The sequence below is a fragment of the Oceanobacillus luteolus genome (assembly GCF_023715655.1).
Classification (GTDB): domain Bacteria; phylum Bacillota; class Bacilli; order Bacillales; family Amphibacillaceae; genus Oceanobacillus; species Oceanobacillus luteolus.
The window spans coordinates 15,773-38,056 of sequence record NZ_JAMBON010000007.1; the positions used below are offsets into that span (position 1 = coordinate 15,773).

The 22,284-nt window shown below is 41.6% G+C and carries 20 protein-coding genes; 6 read left to right on the forward strand and 14 right to left on the reverse strand.

Going from position 1 to position 22,284, the window contains the following annotated elements; all coding sequences use genetic code 11:
• Positions 1-97 precede the first annotated feature (97 nt).
• From hxlA to M3210_RS06755, 11 genes are all read right to left on the reverse strand, one after another.
• Positions 98-715, reverse strand: a complete 618-nt coding sequence (gene hxlA, locus M3210_RS06705; RefSeq protein WP_251512675.1) for a 3-hexulose-6-phosphate synthase — start codon at positions 713-715, stop codon at positions 98-100.
• On the reverse strand, positions 712-1,662 hold the full coding sequence (locus tag M3210_RS06710) for a sugar kinase (protein ID WP_251512676.1): 951 nt from the start codon (positions 1,660-1,662) through the stop codon (positions 712-714). Before M3210_RS06710 ends, hxlA begins: the two co-directional genes overlap by 4 nt.
• Before the next feature lie 23 nt (positions 1,663-1,685).
• Positions 1,686-2,351, reverse strand: coding sequence for a ribose-5-phosphate isomerase RpiA (gene rpiA / locus M3210_RS06715; protein WP_251512678.1), 666 nt, complete (start codon positions 2,349-2,351; stop codon positions 1,686-1,688).
• 23 nt (positions 2,352-2,374) lie between these two features.
• Positions 2,375-3,661 (reverse strand): TRAP transporter large permease, encoded by a 1,287-nt coding sequence (locus tag M3210_RS06720; RefSeq protein WP_251512681.1) that lies wholly within the window; start codon positions 3,659-3,661, stop codon positions 2,375-2,377.
• Positions 3,661-4,146 (reverse strand): TRAP transporter small permease, encoded by a 486-nt coding sequence (locus tag M3210_RS06725; protein WP_251512682.1) that lies wholly within the window; start codon positions 4,144-4,146, stop codon positions 3,661-3,663. The genes M3210_RS06720 and M3210_RS06725 overlap by 1 nt, the downstream gene beginning before the upstream one ends.
• Positions 4,147-4,165: 19 nt before the next feature.
• Positions 4,166-5,182 carry a TRAP transporter substrate-binding protein gene (locus M3210_RS06730; protein WP_251512684.1) on the reverse strand — a complete coding sequence of 339 codons (1,017 nt, stop codon included), beginning with the start codon at positions 5,180-5,182 and terminating at the stop codon, positions 4,166-4,168.
• Position 5,183: 1 nt separating this feature from the next.
• Positions 5,184-5,828 (reverse strand): bifunctional 4-hydroxy-2-oxoglutarate aldolase/2-dehydro-3-deoxy-phosphogluconate aldolase, encoded by a 645-nt coding sequence (locus tag M3210_RS06735; protein WP_251512687.1) that lies wholly within the window; start codon positions 5,826-5,828, stop codon positions 5,184-5,186.
• Between the two features lie 11 nt (positions 5,829-5,839).
• Positions 5,840-6,397, reverse strand: coding sequence for a 6-phospho-3-hexuloisomerase (gene hxlB, locus M3210_RS06740; RefSeq protein ID WP_251512688.1), 558 nt, complete (start codon positions 6,395-6,397; stop codon positions 5,840-5,842).
• Positions 6,390-7,418, reverse strand: coding sequence for a LacI family DNA-binding transcriptional regulator (locus tag M3210_RS06745; RefSeq protein ID WP_251512689.1), 1,029 nt, complete (start codon positions 7,416-7,418; stop codon positions 6,390-6,392). The genes hxlB and M3210_RS06745 overlap by 8 nt, the downstream gene beginning before the upstream one ends.
• Before the next feature lie 278 nt (positions 7,419-7,696).
• Positions 7,697-9,154 carry an aminoacyl-histidine dipeptidase gene (locus tag M3210_RS06750; protein ID WP_251512691.1) on the reverse strand — a complete coding sequence of 486 codons (1,458 nt, stop codon included), beginning with the start codon at positions 9,152-9,154 and terminating at the stop codon, positions 7,697-7,699.
• 24 nt (positions 9,155-9,178) lie between these two features.
• Positions 9,179-10,594 carry a YfcC family protein gene (locus M3210_RS06755; RefSeq protein WP_251512693.1) on the reverse strand — a complete coding sequence of 472 codons (1,416 nt, stop codon included), beginning with the start codon at positions 10,592-10,594 and terminating at the stop codon, positions 9,179-9,181.
• Positions 10,595-10,821: 227 nt separating this feature from the next.
• On the opposite strand from M3210_RS06755, the gene M3210_RS06760 reads away from it, so the two are divergent.
• Positions 10,822-11,271: a hypothetical protein gene (locus M3210_RS06760; protein WP_251512694.1), complete on the forward strand. Its 450-nt coding sequence runs from the start codon at positions 10,822-10,824 to the stop codon at positions 11,269-11,271.
• Positions 11,259-11,546 (forward strand): YxcD family protein, encoded by a 288-nt coding sequence (locus M3210_RS06765; protein WP_251512696.1) that lies wholly within the window; start codon positions 11,259-11,261, stop codon positions 11,544-11,546. The genes M3210_RS06760 and M3210_RS06765 overlap by 13 nt, the downstream gene beginning before the upstream one ends.
• A 97-nt stretch (positions 11,547-11,643) precedes the next feature.
• On the opposite strand, the gene M3210_RS06770 is transcribed toward M3210_RS06765, so the two are convergent.
• The gene (locus M3210_RS06770; RefSeq protein WP_251512698.1) at positions 11,644-12,537 is read right to left on the reverse strand and encodes a LysR family transcriptional regulator; all 894 of its coding nucleotides are present in this window, start codon (positions 12,535-12,537) and stop codon (positions 11,644-11,646) included.
• Positions 12,538-12,679: 142 nt separating this feature from the next.
• On the opposite strand from M3210_RS06770, the gene M3210_RS06775 reads away from it, so the two are divergent.
• The 4 genes from M3210_RS06775 (at position 12,680) to M3210_RS06790 (ending at position 19,432) form a co-directional block, all read left to right on the forward strand.
• Entirely contained in the window at positions 12,680-13,882 is a 1,203-nt protein-coding gene (locus M3210_RS06775; protein ID WP_251512699.1) for an MFS transporter, read from the forward strand.
• 406 nt (positions 13,883-14,288) lie between these two features.
• The gene (locus M3210_RS06780; protein ID WP_251512700.1) at positions 14,289-15,998 is read left to right on the forward strand and encodes a serine hydrolase domain-containing protein; all 1,710 of its coding nucleotides are present in this window, start codon (positions 14,289-14,291) and stop codon (positions 15,996-15,998) included.
• A gap of 21 nt (positions 15,999-16,019) precedes the next feature.
• Positions 16,020-18,086 (forward strand): glycoside hydrolase family 3 protein, encoded by a 2,067-nt coding sequence (locus M3210_RS06785; protein ID WP_251512701.1) that lies wholly within the window; start codon positions 16,020-16,022, stop codon positions 18,084-18,086.
• Between the two features lie 80 nt (positions 18,087-18,166).
• Entirely contained in the window at positions 18,167-19,432 is a 1,266-nt protein-coding gene (locus M3210_RS06790; RefSeq protein WP_251512702.1) for an exo-beta-N-acetylmuramidase NamZ family protein, read from the forward strand.
• A gap of 194 nt (positions 19,433-19,626) precedes the next feature.
• On the opposite strand, the gene M3210_RS06795 is transcribed toward M3210_RS06790, so the two are convergent.
• Together M3210_RS06795 and M3210_RS06800 are read right to left on the reverse strand one after the other, a co-directional pair.
• Positions 19,627-21,186 (reverse strand): hydantoinase/oxoprolinase family protein, encoded by a 1,560-nt coding sequence (locus M3210_RS06795; RefSeq protein ID WP_251512703.1) that lies wholly within the window; start codon positions 21,184-21,186, stop codon positions 19,627-19,629.
• Complete coding sequence (locus tag M3210_RS06800; RefSeq protein WP_251512704.1) at positions 21,186-22,280, reverse strand: S-methyl thiohydantoin desulfurase family protein; 1,095 nt, start codon at positions 22,278-22,280, stop codon at positions 21,186-21,188. The genes M3210_RS06795 and M3210_RS06800 overlap by 1 nt, the downstream gene beginning before the upstream one ends.
• Positions 22,281-22,284: the final 4 nt, after the last annotated feature.

The following is a 22,284-nucleotide window of genomic DNA, read 5'->3' on the forward strand; positions in this document are numbered from 1 at the left end:
ACTAAAATAACTACCCAAGTGAGGGATGCTGAGCTCCCTCACTTGGGTAGTAAAACTGTAAATAACTTTGACATGAATCAAAAAACTTTCAAACAGCTCAAGATATCATGTTCTTCATTTGCCGTGCTACTTCTTTCGGATTATCCGCACCTGTAATGGCACTGCCTACAATTACAATATCCGGCTTCTCTTGAATGATTCGAGGAAGTGACTCCAAGTTCACGCCACCGGCCACTGCAATTTTGAGGTCTAATCCTTTTACAAGGGAAAATAAATCAGTTTGAAAACCTTCCTGTTGCTGCCTGTCTTTTCCTAGATGCAGGCTGACTAATTGAACACCCACTTTCGATAGCTCTTCCATGCGATTCCTTGAATCGACTTCAAGTAAATCAATCATAATTTCGCCGCCTGACTCCTCAGCAACTTCAAGTGTGTCTTTAATAGTCAAATCAGCTGAAAATGCCATAACAGTAGTAATATCCGCTCCAGCAGAGAAAGCCTGTTTTGCTTCATGTTTACCAGCATCACAAGTCTTCATATCTGCTAAAATTTCATGGTTCGGATATCGGTTATGAATCTCCCTCACAATTGCCATACCATATTCTTTAATGACACCAGTTCCTACTTCAATGATGTCAATGCTTTCGCTCACCTCTTCGATTAATTGGAAACAACGATCCCACGATAGCCTGTCCAATGCTAGTTGCAGTTTCATCGTTCGATCCTCTCAATCTCGCCGAGTTTTTCTCGTACTTCTTCATAATATGGGAGTCCCTCGTTATCCCCTACAACACTCACAACCATTGAGCCAATCGTATTACCGAAATGGAGCGTCTTTCCAAGCGGCCATTCATTTAGAATTCCATAAAGGACACCCGCATTGAATCCATCTCCTGCACCTACCGTGTCGACGACTTTATTAGCTTTCACCGGTTTTGCATCAATGGTTTCACCATTGTAGTGCCCGACAGAGCCTTCACTGCCTTGTTTCACAGCGATAAAAGAGATGCCCATCGATTTCACCTTTTCAATGATTACATTCGGATCCTTCTCACCAATGATGATATCCATTTCTTCGGCACCAGCAAGCAGTATATCCACTTTAGGTAAGATGGATGATAAAACTTTCCTTGCTTCTTCTTTCGTCCACATCTTCAAACGAATATTCGGGTCAAAGGAAACAAGTAGATTATGTTTTTTCGCGAGTTCAATCGCCTTCTCCATCACTTCGATGTGAATATCACCAATAGCCGGATAGATGCCTGTAAGGTGAAGTATTTTTGCATCTTTAAAATATGCTTCATCCAGATCTTCAGGCGTTAATGTTAATGTAGGAGACTTATCACGATAATAAAATGTCCGGACATTGCCGTCCGCCATAATCTCCTTAAAGTTCAAGGAAGTTGGGTATCCGTCGACAAACTCAGTATGCGACATATCAATTCCTTCACCACGGGCAAAATTATAAATGTATTTTCCGAATTCATCATTGCCCAATCGGCTGATATAACCAGTTTTCAAACCAAGCCGAGCACAACCGATAGCGAGATTCAGTTCTGCGCCACCAATTTTCTTTTCAAATCCGTTTACAAATCTCATCGGCCCATTGGATTGGGGACTGAAGGCAATCATCGCTTCACCTATTGTTATAATATCATTCATATTCATCTATCTCCTTACAAGTTTTACTTGCTTAAAATTTCTACTTTACCTTCTCTGGCAAGAATGACTTTACTCGCCATCTCAGGGAATAGTCCCGTTTCAACTACCCCGGTCAAAGACTTCAATTGTTCATGGAGAGTCACTGGATTTTCAATTAAGTCGAACTTACAATCTAAAATATAATTACCATTATCGGAAATGAATACCCGACCATCCTTTTCCCTTGGTTCTGGGGTACATCCAAATGCAGCAATATACTCCATTGTCTTTTCATAACCGAAAGGAACTACTTCGACTGGTAATGGAAAGTTTCCCAACACGGATTTCACCTTTGATGAATCAGCAATGATTATCAATTCATCTGCAGCCTGATCAACAATTTTTTCTCTGACAAGGGAACCGCCTCCACCTTTTAAAAGATTCAAGCTTGAATCAACTTCATCAGCACCATCGATGGCAAGGTCAATCTGCTTGGTTTCAGAGAAATCGGTTAATGGAATACCAAGTTCTTTTGCCAGTTTTTCCGTTTTAACCGAAGTCGGAATTCCTTTAATCTGAAGTCCCTGTTGCACCCGCTCTCCAAGTTTCCGCAACATATAGTTAACCGTTGAACCAGAACCTAGTCCAACTATCATTCCATCTCGTATATATTTGACAGATGCTTCTGCTGCTATCTGTTTATCCTCCATAGTAATTCACCTCTTAGCCGGTATTAAAATAATGCCGGGTTGATCAATTTTGGAATATAAAATGCAATTTGCGGGAAGAACGCCACAAACAGTAATATAACCAAAATAATTGCAATATATGGTATCACTGCAACGAAAGATCTTTCCACAGACATATTCCCGATCTTCGCTGCGAGTAATAAACATAGACCATATGGTGGTGTGATAAGACCAATCGCAAGTGTAATGACAACAATAAGACCTAGGTGCACAGGGTCTATGCCAAACTCAAGGGCTGTCGGCAGTATGACAGGAACAAATAAAATCATTGCTGGAATCGCATCCATAAACGTACCGATAAATAGGAAGAATCCAATGATAATCAAAATGAACAGCCATTTTGAACCGATATTGCTGTCAAAGAACTCTTGAGCCATAGCTCCTATCTGGTAATAACTCATCAGCTCACCGAGCGCACTGGCTGCTGCGAGAGCAAACAATGACAAGGAACTTAGTGCAAGCGTATCCATTAAAATCCCTGATAAATCTTTTACTTTTATCGTCTTATAATAGAACATGCAAACTATTAAAGTATAAATCGAAGCCACTGCAGCAGCTTCTGTTGCAGTAAAAAATCCACTGATAATACCGCCTATAATAATGACAGGTGTAAAAAGTGCTGGAATCGATTCTCCGAGTAATTTAAGGAATTTTTTAATTTCCACCCGTTCCGCTCGTGGATAATTGCGCTTAATCGCTACGATATAAACAAAAACCATCATTCCTACTCCTATGAGTATCCCCGGAACAATTCCACCAAGAAACAAAGCACCAATCGAAGCATTCGTCAGTCCAGCGAAGATAATCATCGGGATACTTGGAGGAATGACAACTCCTACCGTAGATGACGCAGCGGTAATCCCTACAGCAGTTTCTTTGTCATACCCTTTTTTCAGCATACTTGGAATAAGGATTTTCCCTACGCCTGCTGTATCTGCCTGAGCCGCCCCGGAAACTCCCGCAAACATCATGGAAACGAGAACGTTTGCATGGGCAAGACCACCGCGGATCGGCCCGACAATCGCTAAAGCAAGCTCAATCAACTTTTCGGAAATCTTACCGGAATTCATCAGATTAGCTGCAAGAATAAATAACGGAACAGCGAGTAGAACGAAGGAGTCCAGTCCGTTCACCATTGACATCGGCACCGTTGCTTCCGGTGTATATGGAATGCTGATAATACCAATTAAAGCAACGATCCCTATTACAAATGCAATCGGAACCCCAATAATCATTAACACGAGAAATATAGCTAGAAGTAAAAAGCCCATTACTCGATAACCTCCTTCGCTTTAACTGCTCTCACATGGTCAATCAGATGTGAAATGGAATAAACAATCATCGTCAGTGCCATAATTGGAATTGCAATCCACACGTAACCCATCTTCATTTCCGGCAATGTCGCCCATCTGTAGTTCCAAAACTCTGTAACGACCTGCATGCCTAACAGGAAGATGACAAAATTGAAAACAATGAGCACTAAATCATTAAAAATGCTTAGTCCCGCTTTTTTCGCACCGGTCAATTTCTGTACAATAAAATCGAAGTTGAAATGTTCACGGCGATTAATCATAACTGCTGCACCCATGAATATTGCCCAAATGAATGAATAATTCGCCACTTCTTCTGTCCAGATGATGGAAATACCGAGATGTCTCGTTATAATTTGCAGTACAATGACAAAAACGAAGATGCATAGAAACAAAACACCAACAGTCATTTGTATTTTTTCCAAAGTGTTTACAAACTTCTTCATGTTTCTCTCCCCCTAACCCTTACTCTAAATCTCTGATCTTTTGAAGTAATTCTTCAGCTTCAATCTCCTTTACGAACTCATCTAAAATCGGTTCAGCCACTTCAATAAATGGTTCACGATCAATTTCGTTCACGACTGCACCTTCTTCAATTGCTTTTTCTTTATATTCAACATCCTGCGTATTCGTCGCTTCTCGTTCCGCAATCACCGATTCTTCGGCAGCCTTCAAAATAATTTCCTGATAGTTTTCAGGTAGGTTATCAAATTTCTCCCCATTAAACAAAACGAGTCTTGTCGTAAAGTCATGTGCAGTTTCCGTTATATACTTACCGTTCGGCGTTGTATGGTGCGCTTGCTGCACGAAGAACGGGTAAGCGTTTTCAGACGAGTCAACAACATCCTGCTGTAATCCTTGGTAAAGCTCTCCCCAAGAAATAGATGAAGGAATTGCACCTGTCGCTTGCCAGAAGTCAGAAATGACACCTGATGTTTGTGTCCGGAGAGAAACCCCTTTTAGGTCATCAATCGATTCCAATGGCTTTTTCCCATAGAAATGTCTGACACCAGCAGTCCAATAACCTAGTACTTTAAAGGAGTTATTCGACTTTTCATTAATAATCTCGGCCATTTCTTCCCCAACTGGCCCATCAATGGCACGAAGCCAGTGATCATAACTTTTAAACAAATAGGGTGCTGATAAAATATCAACTTCTCTAATACCTGTCTGTGTCATCAATCCCGGCGAAACGACTACGAGGTCGGCTGCACCCAACTGAAGTTTCTCGACAAGTTGGGATTCTTCTGTACCAATCGTTCCAGCATGGACTTCGACTTCAATTTTTCCGTCGGATTCATTTTCTACGACTTCTTTAAATTTCAATAATCCTGTCTGATAAGGATTATCAGGCGATGTCTGGTTATGAGCGGCAATCAATTTGATTGTTCCGTCCGCCTCCACTTCCAGTTCATCCGTTCCACAGGCAGATAATAAAAACACCATCAGCAATCCGAGTATGACCATAAAACTCTTACGCATGTTACAAACCCCTTTCGAATGCTTTCACTTTATCTGTATACTGTTTCGCAACAGCAGTTAATTTCTCGTAATCTTCTTTCGTATTCAATTTTCCTGCGTTTACGAGATTGCTCCCAATACCGACCGCAGCACTTCCCTTCGCAAGGTATTCCGTCATATTATCTAGCGTAATACCTCCTGTCACCATTGCTTTAACATGTGGCAGTGGACCGAGAATATTTTTTACATAATTTGGTCCAAATGTCCCCGCAGGGAAAATTTTGACCATTTCAGCACCGTGTTCATAGGCAGTTACTATTTCTGTCGGGGTGAGCACTCCTGGAATATTCAAGATCCCGTATCGGTTTGTCAGTTTCAGCGTTTCCGTGTTCAATGTAGGCGAAACGATGAAAGAAGCACCCGCCATAATGACAGCCCTTGCCGTTTCCGTATCTAGCACTGTCCCTGCCCCAATGTTCATTCTATCTCCGACATGTTTTACAGCTGTTTCAATGATGTGAAGGACCCGTGGTGTTTCTGCAGTAATCTCGACAGAATTGATTCCTCCTTCATGAAGCGCTTCCAATATAGGCACAATATTTTCTTCATTTGCTTTTCTGATAACGGAGACCACTTTCTCCTGTTGGATTTGTTGTTCTATACTCATTGATATCGCTCCTATTCTAAATTGGCGTGTTTTTGATTCAAACTTGTATGGCTGCTTTCGTCTTTATACTTTTCAAGAAGATAAACGATGACTGCATCGAGCAATAAATGTGCCGATTGGTCAAACTGATTGCCAAGAGGCTGGATCGTATCCGGTTCCATCCCTGTCCGCTTTTTTGTAGCAGCAGGGATGATGAGAAACTGGTCGCTGTAAGCACCTATTTTTGATGCTTTATTCGTTGTTACAAGCGCGGTTCTCGCATCAATTTCCTTTGCCTTCTTTGCATAGTTGACCAGCGAACCTGTACTTCCCGAGCCTGAAATAAGAATAAGTAGATCATCAGAAGCAATGCTTGGTGTGATTGTTTCACCAACGACGTATACAGAATAACCCGCATGCATGAGCCGCATGGCAGATGTTTTCCCAATTAATCCGGAACGGCCCGTCCCTGCAATGAAGATCCGGTTTGCCTCTCTCATGGCTTCGGCAAGTTGGATTGCTTCTTCGGAATTCACTTTGGCTAGAACTTCGCTGACTTCTGCAGCAACAGTATGAATGATATTATTCATTTTGCATCAACCTTTCTTCAGATGATTCTCTCACGATAATTTTTGGTTCGAAACGATGCACTTCCGGCTCGATCTTTCTATTTTTCCCTTCCATCAATTCGAAGAGGACTTGAACGGCTTTCTTCCCCATTTCAAATGTCGGTTGTTCAATTGTCGTCAGTGTTGGATTATAGATGCTTGCATAGGAAACATCGTCAATCCCGATAAGTGCCATTGTTTCAGGTATGTTTATGTCATTTTCCTTCGCATATTTCAATATTTCCAACAATGTCCGGTCATTAATCGCAAGTACCGCTGTTGGAGGATTAGGCAGGGCAAGAAAATCCTTCAACTTGTCCTTGATACTAGAAATTTTACCGTCGATAATGTAATCCGGATTATATTCTATATGATGTTTTTCCAGTGCTTTTTTGAATCCTTCCAACCGCTCTAGTCGTGGCGTCACTTTTGTCTCCAATGGAGGAGAAACCAATCCGATCTGGCGGTGGCCGTTTTTCACAAACTCATCGACTGCCAATTCAGCGGCAAGCTCATTGTCCAGTAAAATCGAATGGACAGGAACTTCTGGCAACAACCGATCCATAAAAACAACTGGATAATTACTTTTCTTGATTTCCTTATATAGCTCAACATTTCCACCAGTAGGAAACACGATAATTCCATCTACTTGTTTCGCTCGGAGCATCTCAATATATCTTTTCTCTTTGACTGGGTCATCTTCTGCATTACAGACGATGACATGAAAATCTCTCTTATTACAATAATCTTCGATAGCCCGAATAACCTGAGTCGAGAACACGTGCAAGATATTCGCAACAATGACTCCAATTGTGGAGGATGTTTTCTGTTTTAAACCTCTGGCCAGAATGTTCGGCTGATAATTCAATTCGATAATCGACTGTTCAATTCGCTTTCTAGTTTTACTGCTCATATAATCGAAGCGATTATTTAAATACTGGGATACGGTACTTTTCGACACGTTAGCATGTTTTGCTACGTCTTCAATTGTAGTTCTTTTCATAAGTTCACCTTTTTCATTTACTAAACCGATTTAGTAAACCGATTTAGTAAGAGTTTACTATAAAAGAAAGCGCTTTACAAGGGGTTTTTATGAAATTTTGAATATTTAGGGTAAAAACGCACTCACATTGAGAAAACAATCCAATGTCATATTAATAGAAGAGATAACAATTAAGAGCCTTGTTGAGATTATACTCTACAAGGCTCTTGATAATTTAAATATTTATTAGAACGATAAAATAAATCAACATGTAAAATATTCAGGGACTAAAAAGTCACCTATTTCATCTCTCTCAACACAGCCACAAAGTACTCCCAATTATTCAACATCGACGGGATGCTCACATGTTCATTTGGAGTATGTACATCATACATATCCGGACCAATCGAAATGGCGTCTAAACCAGGAATTTTCTCAATGAAGATTCCACATTCGATCCCTGCGTGCACGGCGATAATTTCAGGATCTTTTCCTTCTCGTTCCTTATATACTTTTTCAAATAATTGACGTACTTTGGAATCTGGATTGTATGGCCATTCTGGATAATCAGAGGTGACTGTAAACTTGCAGTCTAGAATTTCAGCAACGAGCTTAGATTGATCAGCTATTGCATATTTGCGGCTTTTCACGGAACTTCTTGCATCACTTTCAATGATAATGGAGGAGTCCGTTGTTTCAAGTTTTCCTACATTAACCGAAGTCTCCACTAGCCCTTTGATATCCAAGCTCATATTCTGAATTCCATTCGGCAATAACATCAGTGCCTTAATTACCTTCTGTTTAGTTTCGTCCGAGAAACATGTCGCCGCTGAATTTTCGGCTTGCTTCAATTCAACGAAAACATTCGGATCAGAACTCGCAAACTCAAGCCTCAGAGTATTTGTCCACTCTTCTAATTTCTCACGTAACTTTGCCACTTCGGCTTCCGGCAATGCAATTGTAATGATTGCTTCACGAGGGATTGCATTAGATGCCATACCGCCGCGTACATGCTGGACGACAAATTTAAAGTCAGTGGATAAGTCATACAATAGACGTCCCATTAATTTAAGCGCATTTCCTCTTTCTTGGTCAATTTCCATTCCAGAATGTCCACCGATTAAACCTTTTACCGCTAGTTGGAAACTCACGTATTCCGAAGGCAGATTTTCTTCTATTAACGGTATCTCCAAAATGGTCTGTAATCCTCCTGCACTGCTGACCAATAGTTTACCGTCTTCCTCCGAATCAATATTGATTAAAATTTTCCCTTCAAAATGACTCGGATCAACGGATAATGCACCGTTCATCGTCGTTTCTTCTTCTGTCGTAATAACAACTTCTAATGCTGGATGTGGGATATCCTTTGCATCCAACAACGCTAATGCATAAGCAACCGCGACACCATTGTCCGCTCCAAGTGTAGTATCTGTAGCGTGTAACATATCATCTTCAATTCGTAACTTTAATGGATCTTTTTTAAAATCATGGATGGTTCCATCATTTTTCTCGCAAACCATATCCATATGACCTTGGATTATAACGGCCGTTGCCTGCTCGTACCCTTTTGTAGCAGGCTTTTTGATAATAACATTTAATGCTTCATCTTGAATGACTTCCAGTCCACGTTCATGTGCAAAGCCGACTAAATAATCACTGATTTCTTTTTCATTCCCTGAGCCTCTCGGGATCTGGGATATTTCATAAAAGTACTTAAATATTGGGTTCTCTATTAGTTCCTCTAAACTAGCATACATCGATTGTTCCTCCTTTTATCACAATTAGTATACCCACACAAATGAATGTACAACGAGAAGGAAAATTAGACCTACCGCATAAAGGATGAGGATTAACGGAATGAAAAAACGCGCCCATTTAATCCATGATAATCCTGCCAGAGCCAAACTAGCCATCAAATGACCATTGGTAGGAGTAAGTGCATTGGAAATTCCATCACCAATTTGGAACGCTAAAACGGCAGTTTGTCTGTGCACTTCAAGCAAATCAGCTAAAGGTGCCATAAGCGGCATTGTTAATGCAGCCTGTCCACTTCCCGAACTGACGATATAGTTGATGGCACTCTGTACACCAAAAATTCCAGCAACTGCAAATGTGGATGGAAGACCTTCAACTAACCCAGCTAATGAATGTACGATCGTATCAATTGTATTGGCATTTTCCAAAATGACTACTGCACCATGCGCCAATCCGACAGCAAGTGCTGCAACGACCATATCATTACAACCTTTAGTAAATGATTCGGCAATTTTATTATCATTCATCTTCGCAATGATCCCTACAATAACTCCCATGATTAAAAATAGGGATGCAATTTCCTTCATATACCATCCATATTTAATGATACCAAAAGGAATAATGATAATGGTAAGGAGAAAAGCGAGTAAAATAACAATTTTGCTTTTCGTTAATGAATGATTGGACGTCACTTTTTCACCTTGTGGAATCAACTGTCCATCACCATAAACAAGACTTCTCGCCGGATCCTTCAATACCTTTTTAGCATATCTCATGACATATAGACTCGCCACGATGATCAATACTGCTAGTAGTACAATCCGGACAGACATCCCCGAGAACAATGGCAATTCGGAAATGGTTTGTGCCACCCCTAAATTAAATGGATTTGTAACAGCTCCCGCATAGCCAATGGACGTACCAATCATCGGAGTAGCGACTGCGATGATTCGGTCAAATCCGAGTTTCAATAAGAAAGGCAACAGGATAATCAAGTATGGAATACTCTCTTCCGCCATTCCAAACGTTGCCCCACAAATCGCAAAAAATGTCATTAATATCGGAATCAGGTAAATTTCATTACCATTCAGTTTTGTAATCAACCGGTTAAATAGTGCTTCAATTGCACCAGTAGCTGTTAAAATACCAAATGATCCACCAACGATAAATAATAAGAAGACGATATCAGCACTTTGGACCATTCCATCAAATACAGCAGTAAAAATATCTAAAAATCCAGCTGGGTTTGCTTCGGTTTCTTGATAGGTCCCATTGATGACGACCGTTCTTCCATCTTCATTGACTTCCCGTTCATATTCACCAGCCGGAATAAAATAAGTTGTGATTGCTAAAAGAACAATAATGCCAAATAAAATGATAAACGTATGTGGTATTTTTGATTTTTCCTTGAATTTCGGTTCCTGAGGTTTTTCAGCCAACATGATGTCATTCCCTACTTCCTGAACAATTTCTTTTTAACACGTTATCACTTCATCTAATAAAAGAATAAAGTAATTATATACGATTCTATTCGGAAAAACAATAGGGTTTGTCGAAAATTGTCGAAATATTTATGGCATCCTCGACATCCAACCAGACAAAATAGAGGAAGTTATATTATAATAGAAGTGTACTTACAAAATACGACAACAATAGAGAGGGTCAAATAATGAAGAAAATTATAGCTGCATTTTTTGCAATTACACTCATATTCTCACCGATTGGAGATTATGTTTTCCAAGATACAGGTACAACAACCGTTGAGGCGAAGCGATATAAGTCAGGTAAAAAATCGTTCAACCCAGGAAGCAACAATAACAACAATTCATTCTTCCAAAATAATAAGAAAGACTCCAACGTCAATAAATCCACTACAAAACAAAACACAAATAATAAAGGCGGCTTGATGTCAGGCGGTCTCATGAAAGGCCTTATGCTTGGTGGACTTGCAGGATTATTGTTTGGCGGTCTGCTTGGCAGCATGGGTATATTAGGTTCACTGATCGGCCTATTGATTAATGCTCTTGCCATCGCGTTCATCATTGCTATCGCGGTGAAGATTTATCAATTATTGTTCAAGCGTAAAAAGAAAGAGGATACGAATGTATGGAGAAATTAGTCCTTCCTGAACAAGATATCATTAATGCACTCTGTGTTTATGTTTCACGTAAAAAGCAAATAAAGCCAGAAGAAGTCGAGGTCGAATTAATGTTTGACGATGACACTGGTTTTTCCGCAGAAGTATTTTGGAATGGCAGGAAGCAAGTCTTGATCATGTCTAATCTCATTGAAGCAATACGACTATGGATTGAGGAATATCTGAACGGAGATCCTTTTGCTGGAATTAAGTTAGAGCTGGATGATGAACAAGGGATTATCGCTTTCGTTGGATAAAACTTTAAAATGATTAGCCCCACATACATCATTGTAAGTGGGGCTTTTTGATGGTGAACAACATCTCCAATAAATGCTTGAGGCAATCAATTCCCTCTCAACTTCCTTTGGAGCTCTGACCTTGAAAAAGTCCTTCTGTAATTTCAATAAATAGTTGAACTGCTGGCGATGCTGCTTTGATGGAGGGGAGTCCTAACCCAATATGTCTGTAATGGTTGGTTTCCAAAGGCCTGACATTCTCTTTTGAAAAGGAGAGGTTTTCCAGTGAAAGCTCCGGCAGAATCAGCACCCCTAACCCTTCCTTAATCATGCCCAATGATGTATTCAGATTCACTGTTTTATATTTTTCGGTGATAGGGATTTTTTGTTTTTTTAATTGATTTGTAATCGTTGCTTCATAACCCGCATTAGATACAATCAATGATTCGTTTTCCAAATCGGTAAGATGCACATGCTCTTTAGCCATTAATGGATGGCCATTCGGCAGCATCACTACATAGCGATCCTTGACGAGAGGAATAGTATCTAAATCAGTGCAAGGGAGTTCGACAAAACCGATATCGATTTCCCGTGAAGTCAACCATTCAATAATTTCTTCTTGGGAACCCTCCTTAAACGTCAGGGAAACATTTGGCTTTTTTTGCTGGAACGTCCGGATGATTTTGGGCAGGAAATGAGCAGTGACATTTGGAAAAGTTGCAATCCGGATCGTTCCAGTGATCAAGCCTTTTTCCAAGGAAACTTCCTGCTCCATCTTCTCGAGGCTGTTCAGGATAATCCTCACATGGTAGAGCAGGCGTTTCCCAATATCCGTAATGAATAGCTCCCTCCCCCGCTCCCGCACAAGCAAGCTCACACCGTACTCTTCTTCTAACATGGAGATGGCATGGCTGACAGCTGGCTGCGACATATGTAGCGCTTGTGCTGCTTTTGTAAAACTTCTTTCTTCCACCACTTTCACAAAGATTTCTAGCTGTGTAATCGTTGGCATAAGTATTTACTTATCTCCTTTATAAAATATATCTATTTTATTTATTCCAAATCCTATTGTAACATAAGCACTGTGCGTGTCTTAAAAACTATATGAATGGTGATAAGACAAATATAAAATCAAAAAGGAGAGAGTGGTAACATTGACGCGACCGAAATTGTGGACAAAAGACTTCATTATGGTTTGTGTAACAAACTTACTTCTTGCAATGAACTACTTTCTGCTCATGGTTATTTTTTCCGAGTATGCTGTAATAAAGTTTGATGCTCCGCAAAGTTTGGCCGGACTTGCTTCAAGTATCTTTATTATCGGAACCCTTTGTGTGCGCCCCTTGGCCGGAAAGTACCTGGATGTTATCGGAAGAAAGAAAATGCTTTATACCGGTATCATCATCTTTGCGATTACTACAGGACTATACTTGGTGATTGATCATTTGCCTCTGTTAATGATAGATCGTTTTATTCATGGTGCAGCGTACGGGGTTGCTTCCACGGCGATAACGACTGTGATGACAAGCTCCATCCCGCGTGAACGCAGCGGAGAAGGTATTGGATATTTTTCCATGAGTGTAACGATTGCAACTGCAATCGGACCATTCATTGCATTGCTTCTTGTGCAACATACAGGTTATAGCATGACCTTTTTAATGACTTTATCTTTTGCAGTTGTTGCATTACTAGCTTCTTTAGCTTTAAAAGTGGAGAATATCACATTATCGAAGGAAGAGCTTGATAGTTTGAAGGGATTCAGAATCAGTGACTTCTTTGAATTCAGCGCAGCCCCGATGGCTCTCATGATGGTCATCCTTGGTTTTGCTTATTCCAGTGTCCTCACTTTTATTTCTTCTTACTCAAATGAAGTGAACCTATCAGAAGCCGCGAGTTTCTTCTTTATCGTCTATGCCGTATTCCTTCTGGCATCAAGACCATTCACTGGAAAAAGATTTGATTTAAAAGGGGAAAACTCAGTAGTTTACCCATGTATGGCACTATTCTTGATTGGACTAGTCATCCTCAGTCAAGCTCAGCATGGCCTTGTTCTTTTATTGGCAGGGGCATGTATCGGGATTGGTTACGGTACGACAATGTCGAGTGTTCAAACGATTATGGTCAAGAAAGCACCACCCCACAGAGCAGGCCTAGCGAATTCGACATTTTTCATTTCCTTTGATCTAGGATTAGGAATAGGACCATTCGTATTAGGTGCTATGCTTCCTTCACTAGGCTACAGGGGAATGTATATCAGTATGGCAGTAGTTGTTTTATTATGTATCATATTCTACTATTTCACCCACGGTAGAAAAAATAAGTCAGAACAATATGTAGAAAAAGAACAAGTAAGTTAAGGGACATCGGAACAGGTACCTTTTACGGGTCCAAATAGGAGAATGCAAACATTCGCGTCTCCTAGAGTGATTTGTGGATTACCATATCCACAAATCATTTTTTTATCTCTCTTATCTAAAAATCACCTCTTCATATACAAAGCAAAGGTACGAGGAACCTATCCCCTAGTCCCATTTACCTCCAAATACCCATCACCATTCAGTTACAAAGTTTCATAGACAATTACCACTAATCATTGTAAATTAAAATGTAAGCACTTTCAATATTGCGCAAATATGGATAAAAATCTCTATATTCATTTTGCAATCAACAAAAAAGGAGAAAAATAATGTAAAGGAGGTTTATCTATTTAAGAGTTTGGCACTTTAACATAATAGGGGCATGACCCCGATGAGGAGGAATAGGATGCAGAAAAAAAGGATGTCGCTTTTATCTACTGTCGTAATCACTTCCGCAATACTTTTTCATTCAACAACTGTAATGGGTGCAAACCATTCACCTATCCATTCGCCAACCATTGAAGTAAAAGAAGAAAAAGAAATCACAAACGTCCCCCATCCCCGTTTTTCTTGGGATAACCCGGGTCCGACTTCACCAGTTCTGCACCCTGGGTCCATTAGGGGAGCTGGCATGGTAGAGGGACCACTTCATGCAATCGATCAAACCATGAATTCTTTAATTGAAGAAGGCATGATGCCTGGTGCAGTCACATTTGTAGCAAGACGCGGACACATCGTCCAGCATGAATCCTATGGACATGCGCTTCTTTATAGTGATGATGCGGGCAACTATGTCGATAACCCGATTGAAATGAAGAAAGACACCATCTTTGACCTTGCTTCCATCAGTAAAATTTTCACAACAACCGCCGCCATGATTCTCTATGAAGATGGACATTTCGAACTCGATGACCCTGTCGCTGATTACATCCCGGAATTTGCCGAAAACGGAAAAGAAAATGTGACAATCAGACAGCTTATGACACATACTTCAGGTTTTACCTCTTGGGTTCCGCTTTATACGATTGGTGAGAATAGAGAGGAACGTCTTCAATATGTATTCCAATATCCACTAGCAAACGAACCAGGAACAACATACACATACAGTGATTTGAACATGATCACATTAGGAGCTTTAATTGAACGTCTTTCTGGACAAGGGCTCGATGAATACGTTTTTGAAAACATCACGAAACCACTGAAAATGACTGACACGATGTATAACCCGCCTGAATCACTAAAACACCGAATCGCTGCAACAGAATATCAACCATGGACAAACAGGGGTGTCGTCTGGGGAGAAGTGCATGATGAAAATGCTTGGTCTTTAGATGGCATCGCCGGACATGCCGGAGTTTTCTCCACTGCCCATGACTTAGGAAAACTAGCTCATATGTTCATCAATGAAGGCAGATATGGCGGAAAGCGCATATTACACCCAGAAACAATCCAACTCTTAGTTGAAAACCAAATACCGGAATTCCCTGGTAATGATCATGGCTTAGGTTGGGAGCTTTCACAGGGCTGGTATATGGATGCATTATCGGAAACGTCCACTCTTGGGCATACTGGTTATACAGGAACATCAATCGTCGTTAATTTAAACAACGATACGATCGCTATCCTTTTAACGAACCGTGTCCATCCGACTCGCGAAACCGTATCAACAAACCCTGCACGCCGTGCGTTATCGAGACATGTGGCAGATGCCATTCCGGTCAAATTACCGGATAAAAGAGGGAAGGCATGGTTTGCCGGCTACGGTGACGAGTTGAATCGGCCTCTCACTTTGAAAGTCGATATCAAACAGGATGCGACATTACGTTTCGATACGTGGTACCGAACAGAACAGGGCTATGATTTCGGATTTGTCGAAGTATCAGATGATGGAGAAACATGGAGTCCGCTTCGTACATTTTCGGGTAGCAGTGTCGACTTTGTAAAAGAAACCTTGGAGATTCCAGCAGGGACAACTCATATCCGCTTCCGCTATCAAACTGATGCAACAACGAACGGACGTGGTTGGTATGTAAGCAATCTTCAGCTTGCAGATCCTAGTCAGCGAGAATTACCGATTAACATAACGGAAAACGAATGGGAAAAGAGAAATTATTAATATAAAGGAGAGAGGGAAACCATGAAAAGATTACTGAAAGCATCGTTCATCGTGTTGTTGGCCATTGCATTAAGTATTAGTCCGAGCACCATGAAAACAAATGCCAAGAAAAAGGATTCCGGGAAAGAATTGGTCATCCTCGAAAACGTTCCAGAAGTGGAAGCAGAAGTAGTGAATGGTGAAATACAGTTGCAAGCATTAAATGTATATGAAGATGGCCACTTCAAAACCACATCCGATAACTTGAGATGGAATTCCAAAAATAGAACCGTTGCCTTTGTAGATGAAGATGGTACGGTGAGCCTTACAGGTAAAAATGGACGTACATGGATTTCGGTGACAGATGGCCAATCCCAAGATGAAATTGGCATTCACGTGAAAAACGGCGAAGCGGAAATCATCCAAAAGAAAGGCAAAAAATATAATATCATCGACAATGCCATTCAAGGGATGACAATCGAAGAAAAAATCGGTCAAATGCTCATGCCTGACTTCCGAAAATGGAATGGCGAAAACGTGACAGAAATGCTCCCGGAAATTGAACAAATCGTAAAAGACTATTCATTAGGCGGCGTCATCTTGTTTGCAGAAAATGTCGTGACAACGGAGCAAACGACAAAATTAGTAGCTGCTTACAAAGAGGCTAGTGAAAAATACGGATTACTACTGACCATCGACCAGGAAGGCGGAATCGTGACACGTCTCCAATCCGGAACAGACATGCCTGGAAATATGGCGCTTGGTGCTACAAGATCACCAGAAATAACAGAGGAAGTCGGTAAAGTGATTGGCGCTGAGTTACAAGCATTGGGGATTAATATGAACTTGGCACCTGTACTCGATGTCAATAACAATCCTGACAACCCTGTCATCGGTGTACGCTCTTTTGGCGAATCACCTGAGCTCGTATCAGACCTTGGAATTGCTTATATAAAAGGGATTCAAAGCAAAGGCGTAGCAACGACAGCAAAACATTTCCCTGGGCACGGTGACACATCCGTAGATTCTCATCTTGGCTTACCGGAAGTTCCACATGATAAAGAACGTTTGCTGGAAGTAGAGTTATATCCATTCCAGCAAGCAATGGAAGCGGATGTCGATGCGATTATGACAGCACATGTCACTTTTCCAAAGATTGATGATACAAAAGTAATCTCCAAAAAAGATGGTACGGAAATCTCTTTACCTGCCACCTTGTCGCATAAAGTATTGACCGGTCTCATGCGTGAAGAAATGGGCTATGATGGCGTAATTATAACGGATGCATTAAACATGCTCGCAATTGCTGACCATTTCGGTCCAGTTGATGCAGTCATCCGCTCCGTCAATGCCGGAACAGATATCATCCTGATGCCAGTAGGATTAGAAGAAGTCGTTGAAGGATTACTGGAAGCAGTGGAAACTGGAGAAATTACCGAGGAACGGATTGAACAATCGGTGAAACGGATTCTAACGTTGAAGCTGAATCGCGGAATTATTAAACCAGAAACCCCAACTCCTGTAGACGAATTGGTACGAAATGCAGAAGAGGTCGTTGGACAGGATTTCCATAAAGAGGTAGAGGCGGTAGCTGCAAAGCAATCGATTACACTTCTAAAAAATGATCAGGTCCTGCCACTGCAAGCAGATGAAAATGAGAAAATCGTTGTCGTCGGGAACACTTACATCAGCAAGTTACATGAAGCTATCAGTGATTACCACGCTAACACAGAACTAATCACTGCTTCAGGACCATTGACTGACGCACAGCTCGAACAACTCTCAGACGCAAGTGCGGTCATCTTCGGATCCTATACGTTTAATGTCAGTGGACGTGACCCATTGAGTCCGCAAATGTTGCTTGTAAACCAGCTTATTCAAGAAGTCGATGCTCCGGTCATTGGAGCAGCCATCCGTAATCCATATGACATTATGGCATTCCCTGAAATCGATGCCTATCTGACACAATACGGATTTAGAGATGCAAGCTTTGAAGCAACAGCCGCAACCATTTTTGGAGAAAACAATCCAACAGGCACATTGCCAGTTACAATTCCTGACCAAAACGGCGATGTCCTATACGAATTTGGTTTTGGAATTTCCTATTAAGTTTAAGTGAGGGGGTCAGCCCCCCTCCTCTTCACTGAGGGTCTGAGCTTCCTATTAAAATATTAACGGAGGGATCACCAATGAAAAAAATACTAGTCGCGTTCGTAACGCTTACGCTCGTTCTTACGTCCCTTACGATGGCTTTCGCAGACAAAGGAGAAAGCAACGGGAAAGGCAAAGGGAAGAAAAAGAGCTTCCAGTTAGGTGTGGAAGTTCTATTAGATGAACAAAAACATCTCATTGAAGGAAAACGTGTCGGCTTAATCACAAATCCTACCGGAGTCGACCAAGAATTAAATAGTATTGTAGACCGTTTGTATGAAGACCCTGATGTTGAGCTCACCGCCCTGTACGGCCCAGAACACGGCGTTCGCGGTGATGCACAAGCAGGTGAATATGTGGAATTTTATATTGATGAGTCGACCGGATTGCCTGTTTACAGTTTATATGGACAAACGCGTAAACCTACTCCAGAAATGCTGGAAAATGTAGATGTCCTCCTCTTTGATATCCAGGATGTCGGTACACGTTTCTATACGTATATTTACACGATGGCATACGCGATGGAAGCTGCAGCTGAAAACGATATCGAATTCATTGTCCTTGATCGCCCGAATCCATTAGGCGGACATAAAGTCGAGGGGCCAGTACTCGACCCAGAATACGCATCATTCGTCGGTAACTATCCGATTCCACTACGTCACGGGATGACAGTCGGAGAATTAGCAACATTGTTTAATGAGGAGTTCGACATTAATGCGGACTTGACCGTCGTTGAAATGAAAAAATGGAAACGAAATATGTACTACGATGATACTGGTTTGGAATGGGTTTTACCTTCACCGAACATGCCTACATTAGATACTGCCATTGTTTATCCAGGCGCAGCATTAATTGAAGGTACGAACGTTTCAGAAGGCCGCGGTACGACAAAACCATTCGAATTGATCGGTGCACCATTTGTAAACAGTAAAGATTTTGCAGCTGCATTAAATGATTTGGAGCTACCTGGCGTTACATTCCGTGCGGCATCCTTCACACCGACCATTTCAAAACATAGCGGAACATTAAGTCACGGGGTGCAGATCCACATTCAAAACGAGAAAGCCTACAAGCCAATCGAAACAGGGCTTCACATCGTGAAAACCTTGCATGATATGTATCCAGATGACTTTGAATTCCGTGCAGAAAACAGTGCAGGTATTTCCTTCTTTGATAACTTGATTGGAAACGGGTGGATTCGTGAGGCAATTGAGAATGGTGAATCCGTTAAAGAGATGGAAAAAAGATGGAAGCATGATTTGAAGGAATTTGAGAAGGTGCGGAGAGGGTATTTGTTGTATTAAAAAGGATAAAGGGACAGTTCACTGTCTGTTTCTGAATGATGAAACAGATAAGGAAACTGTCCCTCTTTCTATTCGATAAAGCTAATAAATCATTCTTGTTATCTAAGGGATTTTTTCAGTGACCTCAGCCTATCCCCTTATCCCAACCTTATCATAAAGGAAGCCTAACCTTTATATAGTAGGTATTGTTTTACTTATTGCTTCAACTCACCAGCTGCTTTCGCACGAATTCTTGTAGCATTTCCCGGCAAGTAAGCAAGTGGCACATCTTCAATATCTACAATGACTAGACTGTCTTCATCTGCCCCTGCATTCATCGCTTCAGCCATAGCTTCTTCTTTCGCCTGTTTAATTGCGTTATCTCTTCCAACCTCATCTAATAGATAGATTTTTTCTATTTGACCACTGACTTGGGAGATAGCAGAACCTATTGCATTGGCAACACCGGAATGTTCTGGTCGAAGGACAACGGATGCACCTTTCAATTCAGTCGGGAATAGAACACTGCCACCGCCGACAAGAATGACAGGAGTTGGTTCAGCACTTGTTTTCATACGATCTACCGCTTCTTCAACCATTTCAACCATTTTCGCATAAACACGTTCCAATAATGCTTTATCTAAATGCTCAACTTTTGAAGGATCACCAAGTTCTACTTTACCTAATGCAACGGCAACATCCGTTGTCGTTAATGTGTCGCCTCCAAAAATAAGAGCCTTCTCCGGCAATTGGTATCCGACACTATCAGGGCCAATTGTGAATTCCCCATTTTCCAAGATACGTACAATCGTTCCTCCACCAAGGCCGATTGAAACAAGATCTGGCATCCGGAAGTTTGTCCGCGCTCCGCCAATTTCAACTTCCAATGACGATTCGCGTGGGAAGGAATTTACGAGAACTCCAACGTCAGAAGTCGTTCCTCCAACATCCACGACAATAGCATCTGATAAATCAGCTAAATAGGATGCCCCACGCAAGGAGTTGGTAGGACCACAAGCGACCGTGAAAATAGGATATTTCACTGCATATTCGACGGACATTAACGTACCATCGTTCTGTCCAAAGAAAACTCTCGCCTGAATGCCTTCATCTTCTAGTGCCTTGAGGAATCCATCAGCAGCTGTTTTAGCGACTTGAACAACAGATGCATTCAAAATGGTTGCATTTTCTCTTTCCAACAGTCCGACTGAACCTACTTCAGAGGACAGAGAGATGGCAATATCTTGCCCCAATACCTCTGTAAAAATATCCCGAGCACGCTCCTCATGAACGGTAGCTACCGGTGAAAAGACAGATGTAATCGCTATGGAATCCACTTCGCCCTTTACGTCATGTGCTATTTGGTACAAGTGCTCTTCATCTAATGTTGTAATTTCCCGACCATCAAATTCGTGTCCCCCGCGGACTAGATACACATATTTTCCGAGCGCATTCCGCAAATCTTCCGGCACACCGACTAAAGGTTTTACCGCCAACGTAGCCGGAGCACCAATGCGGACTACCGCAATCTTATTTAATCCTTTTCGTTCCACAATTGCATTCGTGCAATGTGTCGTTCCAAGCATGGCATAGTGAATATTTTCACGGGGAACATCAGCCTCCGTAATAACCGCATGCATAGCATCGTAAATACCAGTAGTGACGTCTTTCGTTGTTGAAGCTTTTGTTTCCGAGATGACCTGATTGTTTTCATCTAATAGTACTGCGTCTGTGTGGGTTCCCCCAACATCGATTCCAATTCGATAACTGCTCATTATTTTTCCCCTCCTTTGTTCACCAGTTCCTCGACAGGAACAAAGTCAACATCATAACCGAAATATCCTGGTCCCACCGTTTCGATACCTTTTTTCGTGCGCCACTTTGGATGACATGGGATACCAATGATGACACAACGTGTACCATAACGGATGCCTTCCGTCGTGATGGGAAGTCCTGTTTCTGCATCAAGGACTGCAATTAGATCTGGTGTGACACAGACCACTTGCTCACCTTTCGTGGCTAGTAAGTGTTCATTTTGGAAACGGAGCTGTAGTGTTTCCCCTTTATCATTGCCGATTCCTTCAAACGTTGCTATTCCACGGGCAAATCCAGTCTCCGTTTTCCGGTCGATATCGGTAACCTTTCCACGGAATAACTCAAATCCGCCAACGGTTTTCAACACTTCTTGAATCGCATTCACATTATTTTCTTTTGCGAGACGGATCGTCTTTCCAATCTCTTCTTCCAGCCTTAAAATATTTGGGATTCCACTTTCCCTCAGTTGTTTTCCGCGCATGGAATACATCGCATTCATCACAGAGCCGCCCATTTCAATCGTAGCTGCTCGGGCAATCCGCTCGGTCCATACATTATCAATCGTTGTCAACAATGCGCTGTTTCCTTTTTCATCTGCAATTACTGCCGGAGTGGCAGAGATTCCATCCAAATAGAAAGTAACCATCTGTAATTCTGGAAATGCTCGTCCCATCCCATCTGCATCCACTACCGGTAAACCTAATCTTGCCGCCAGCGCAAATGGAAGCATGGAATTGACACCTCCCGCTTCAATTGGAAACGTGGCATAGATTTTTTCATCTAAATATGCTTCTAATTTTTGAAAAGCTTCAATCGCTTCTTCCCCACTCGGAACTTTCTCCAACATGACGGTCGGAGCACCCATCATGGAAGATGGGACGACGAGTGCATCGTCCGGTACTTCCTCTGGGTCTAACACAGTCACCGGGCCAAATTCTTCAATAGCCTGCAAAGCCATCAGTTTTCCAATGTACGGATCTCCGCCTCCTCCAGTTCCAAGGAGTGCGGCTCCTACTGCCATATCTTCAATCTCTTGTTTGCCTATTTTTCTCATTTAT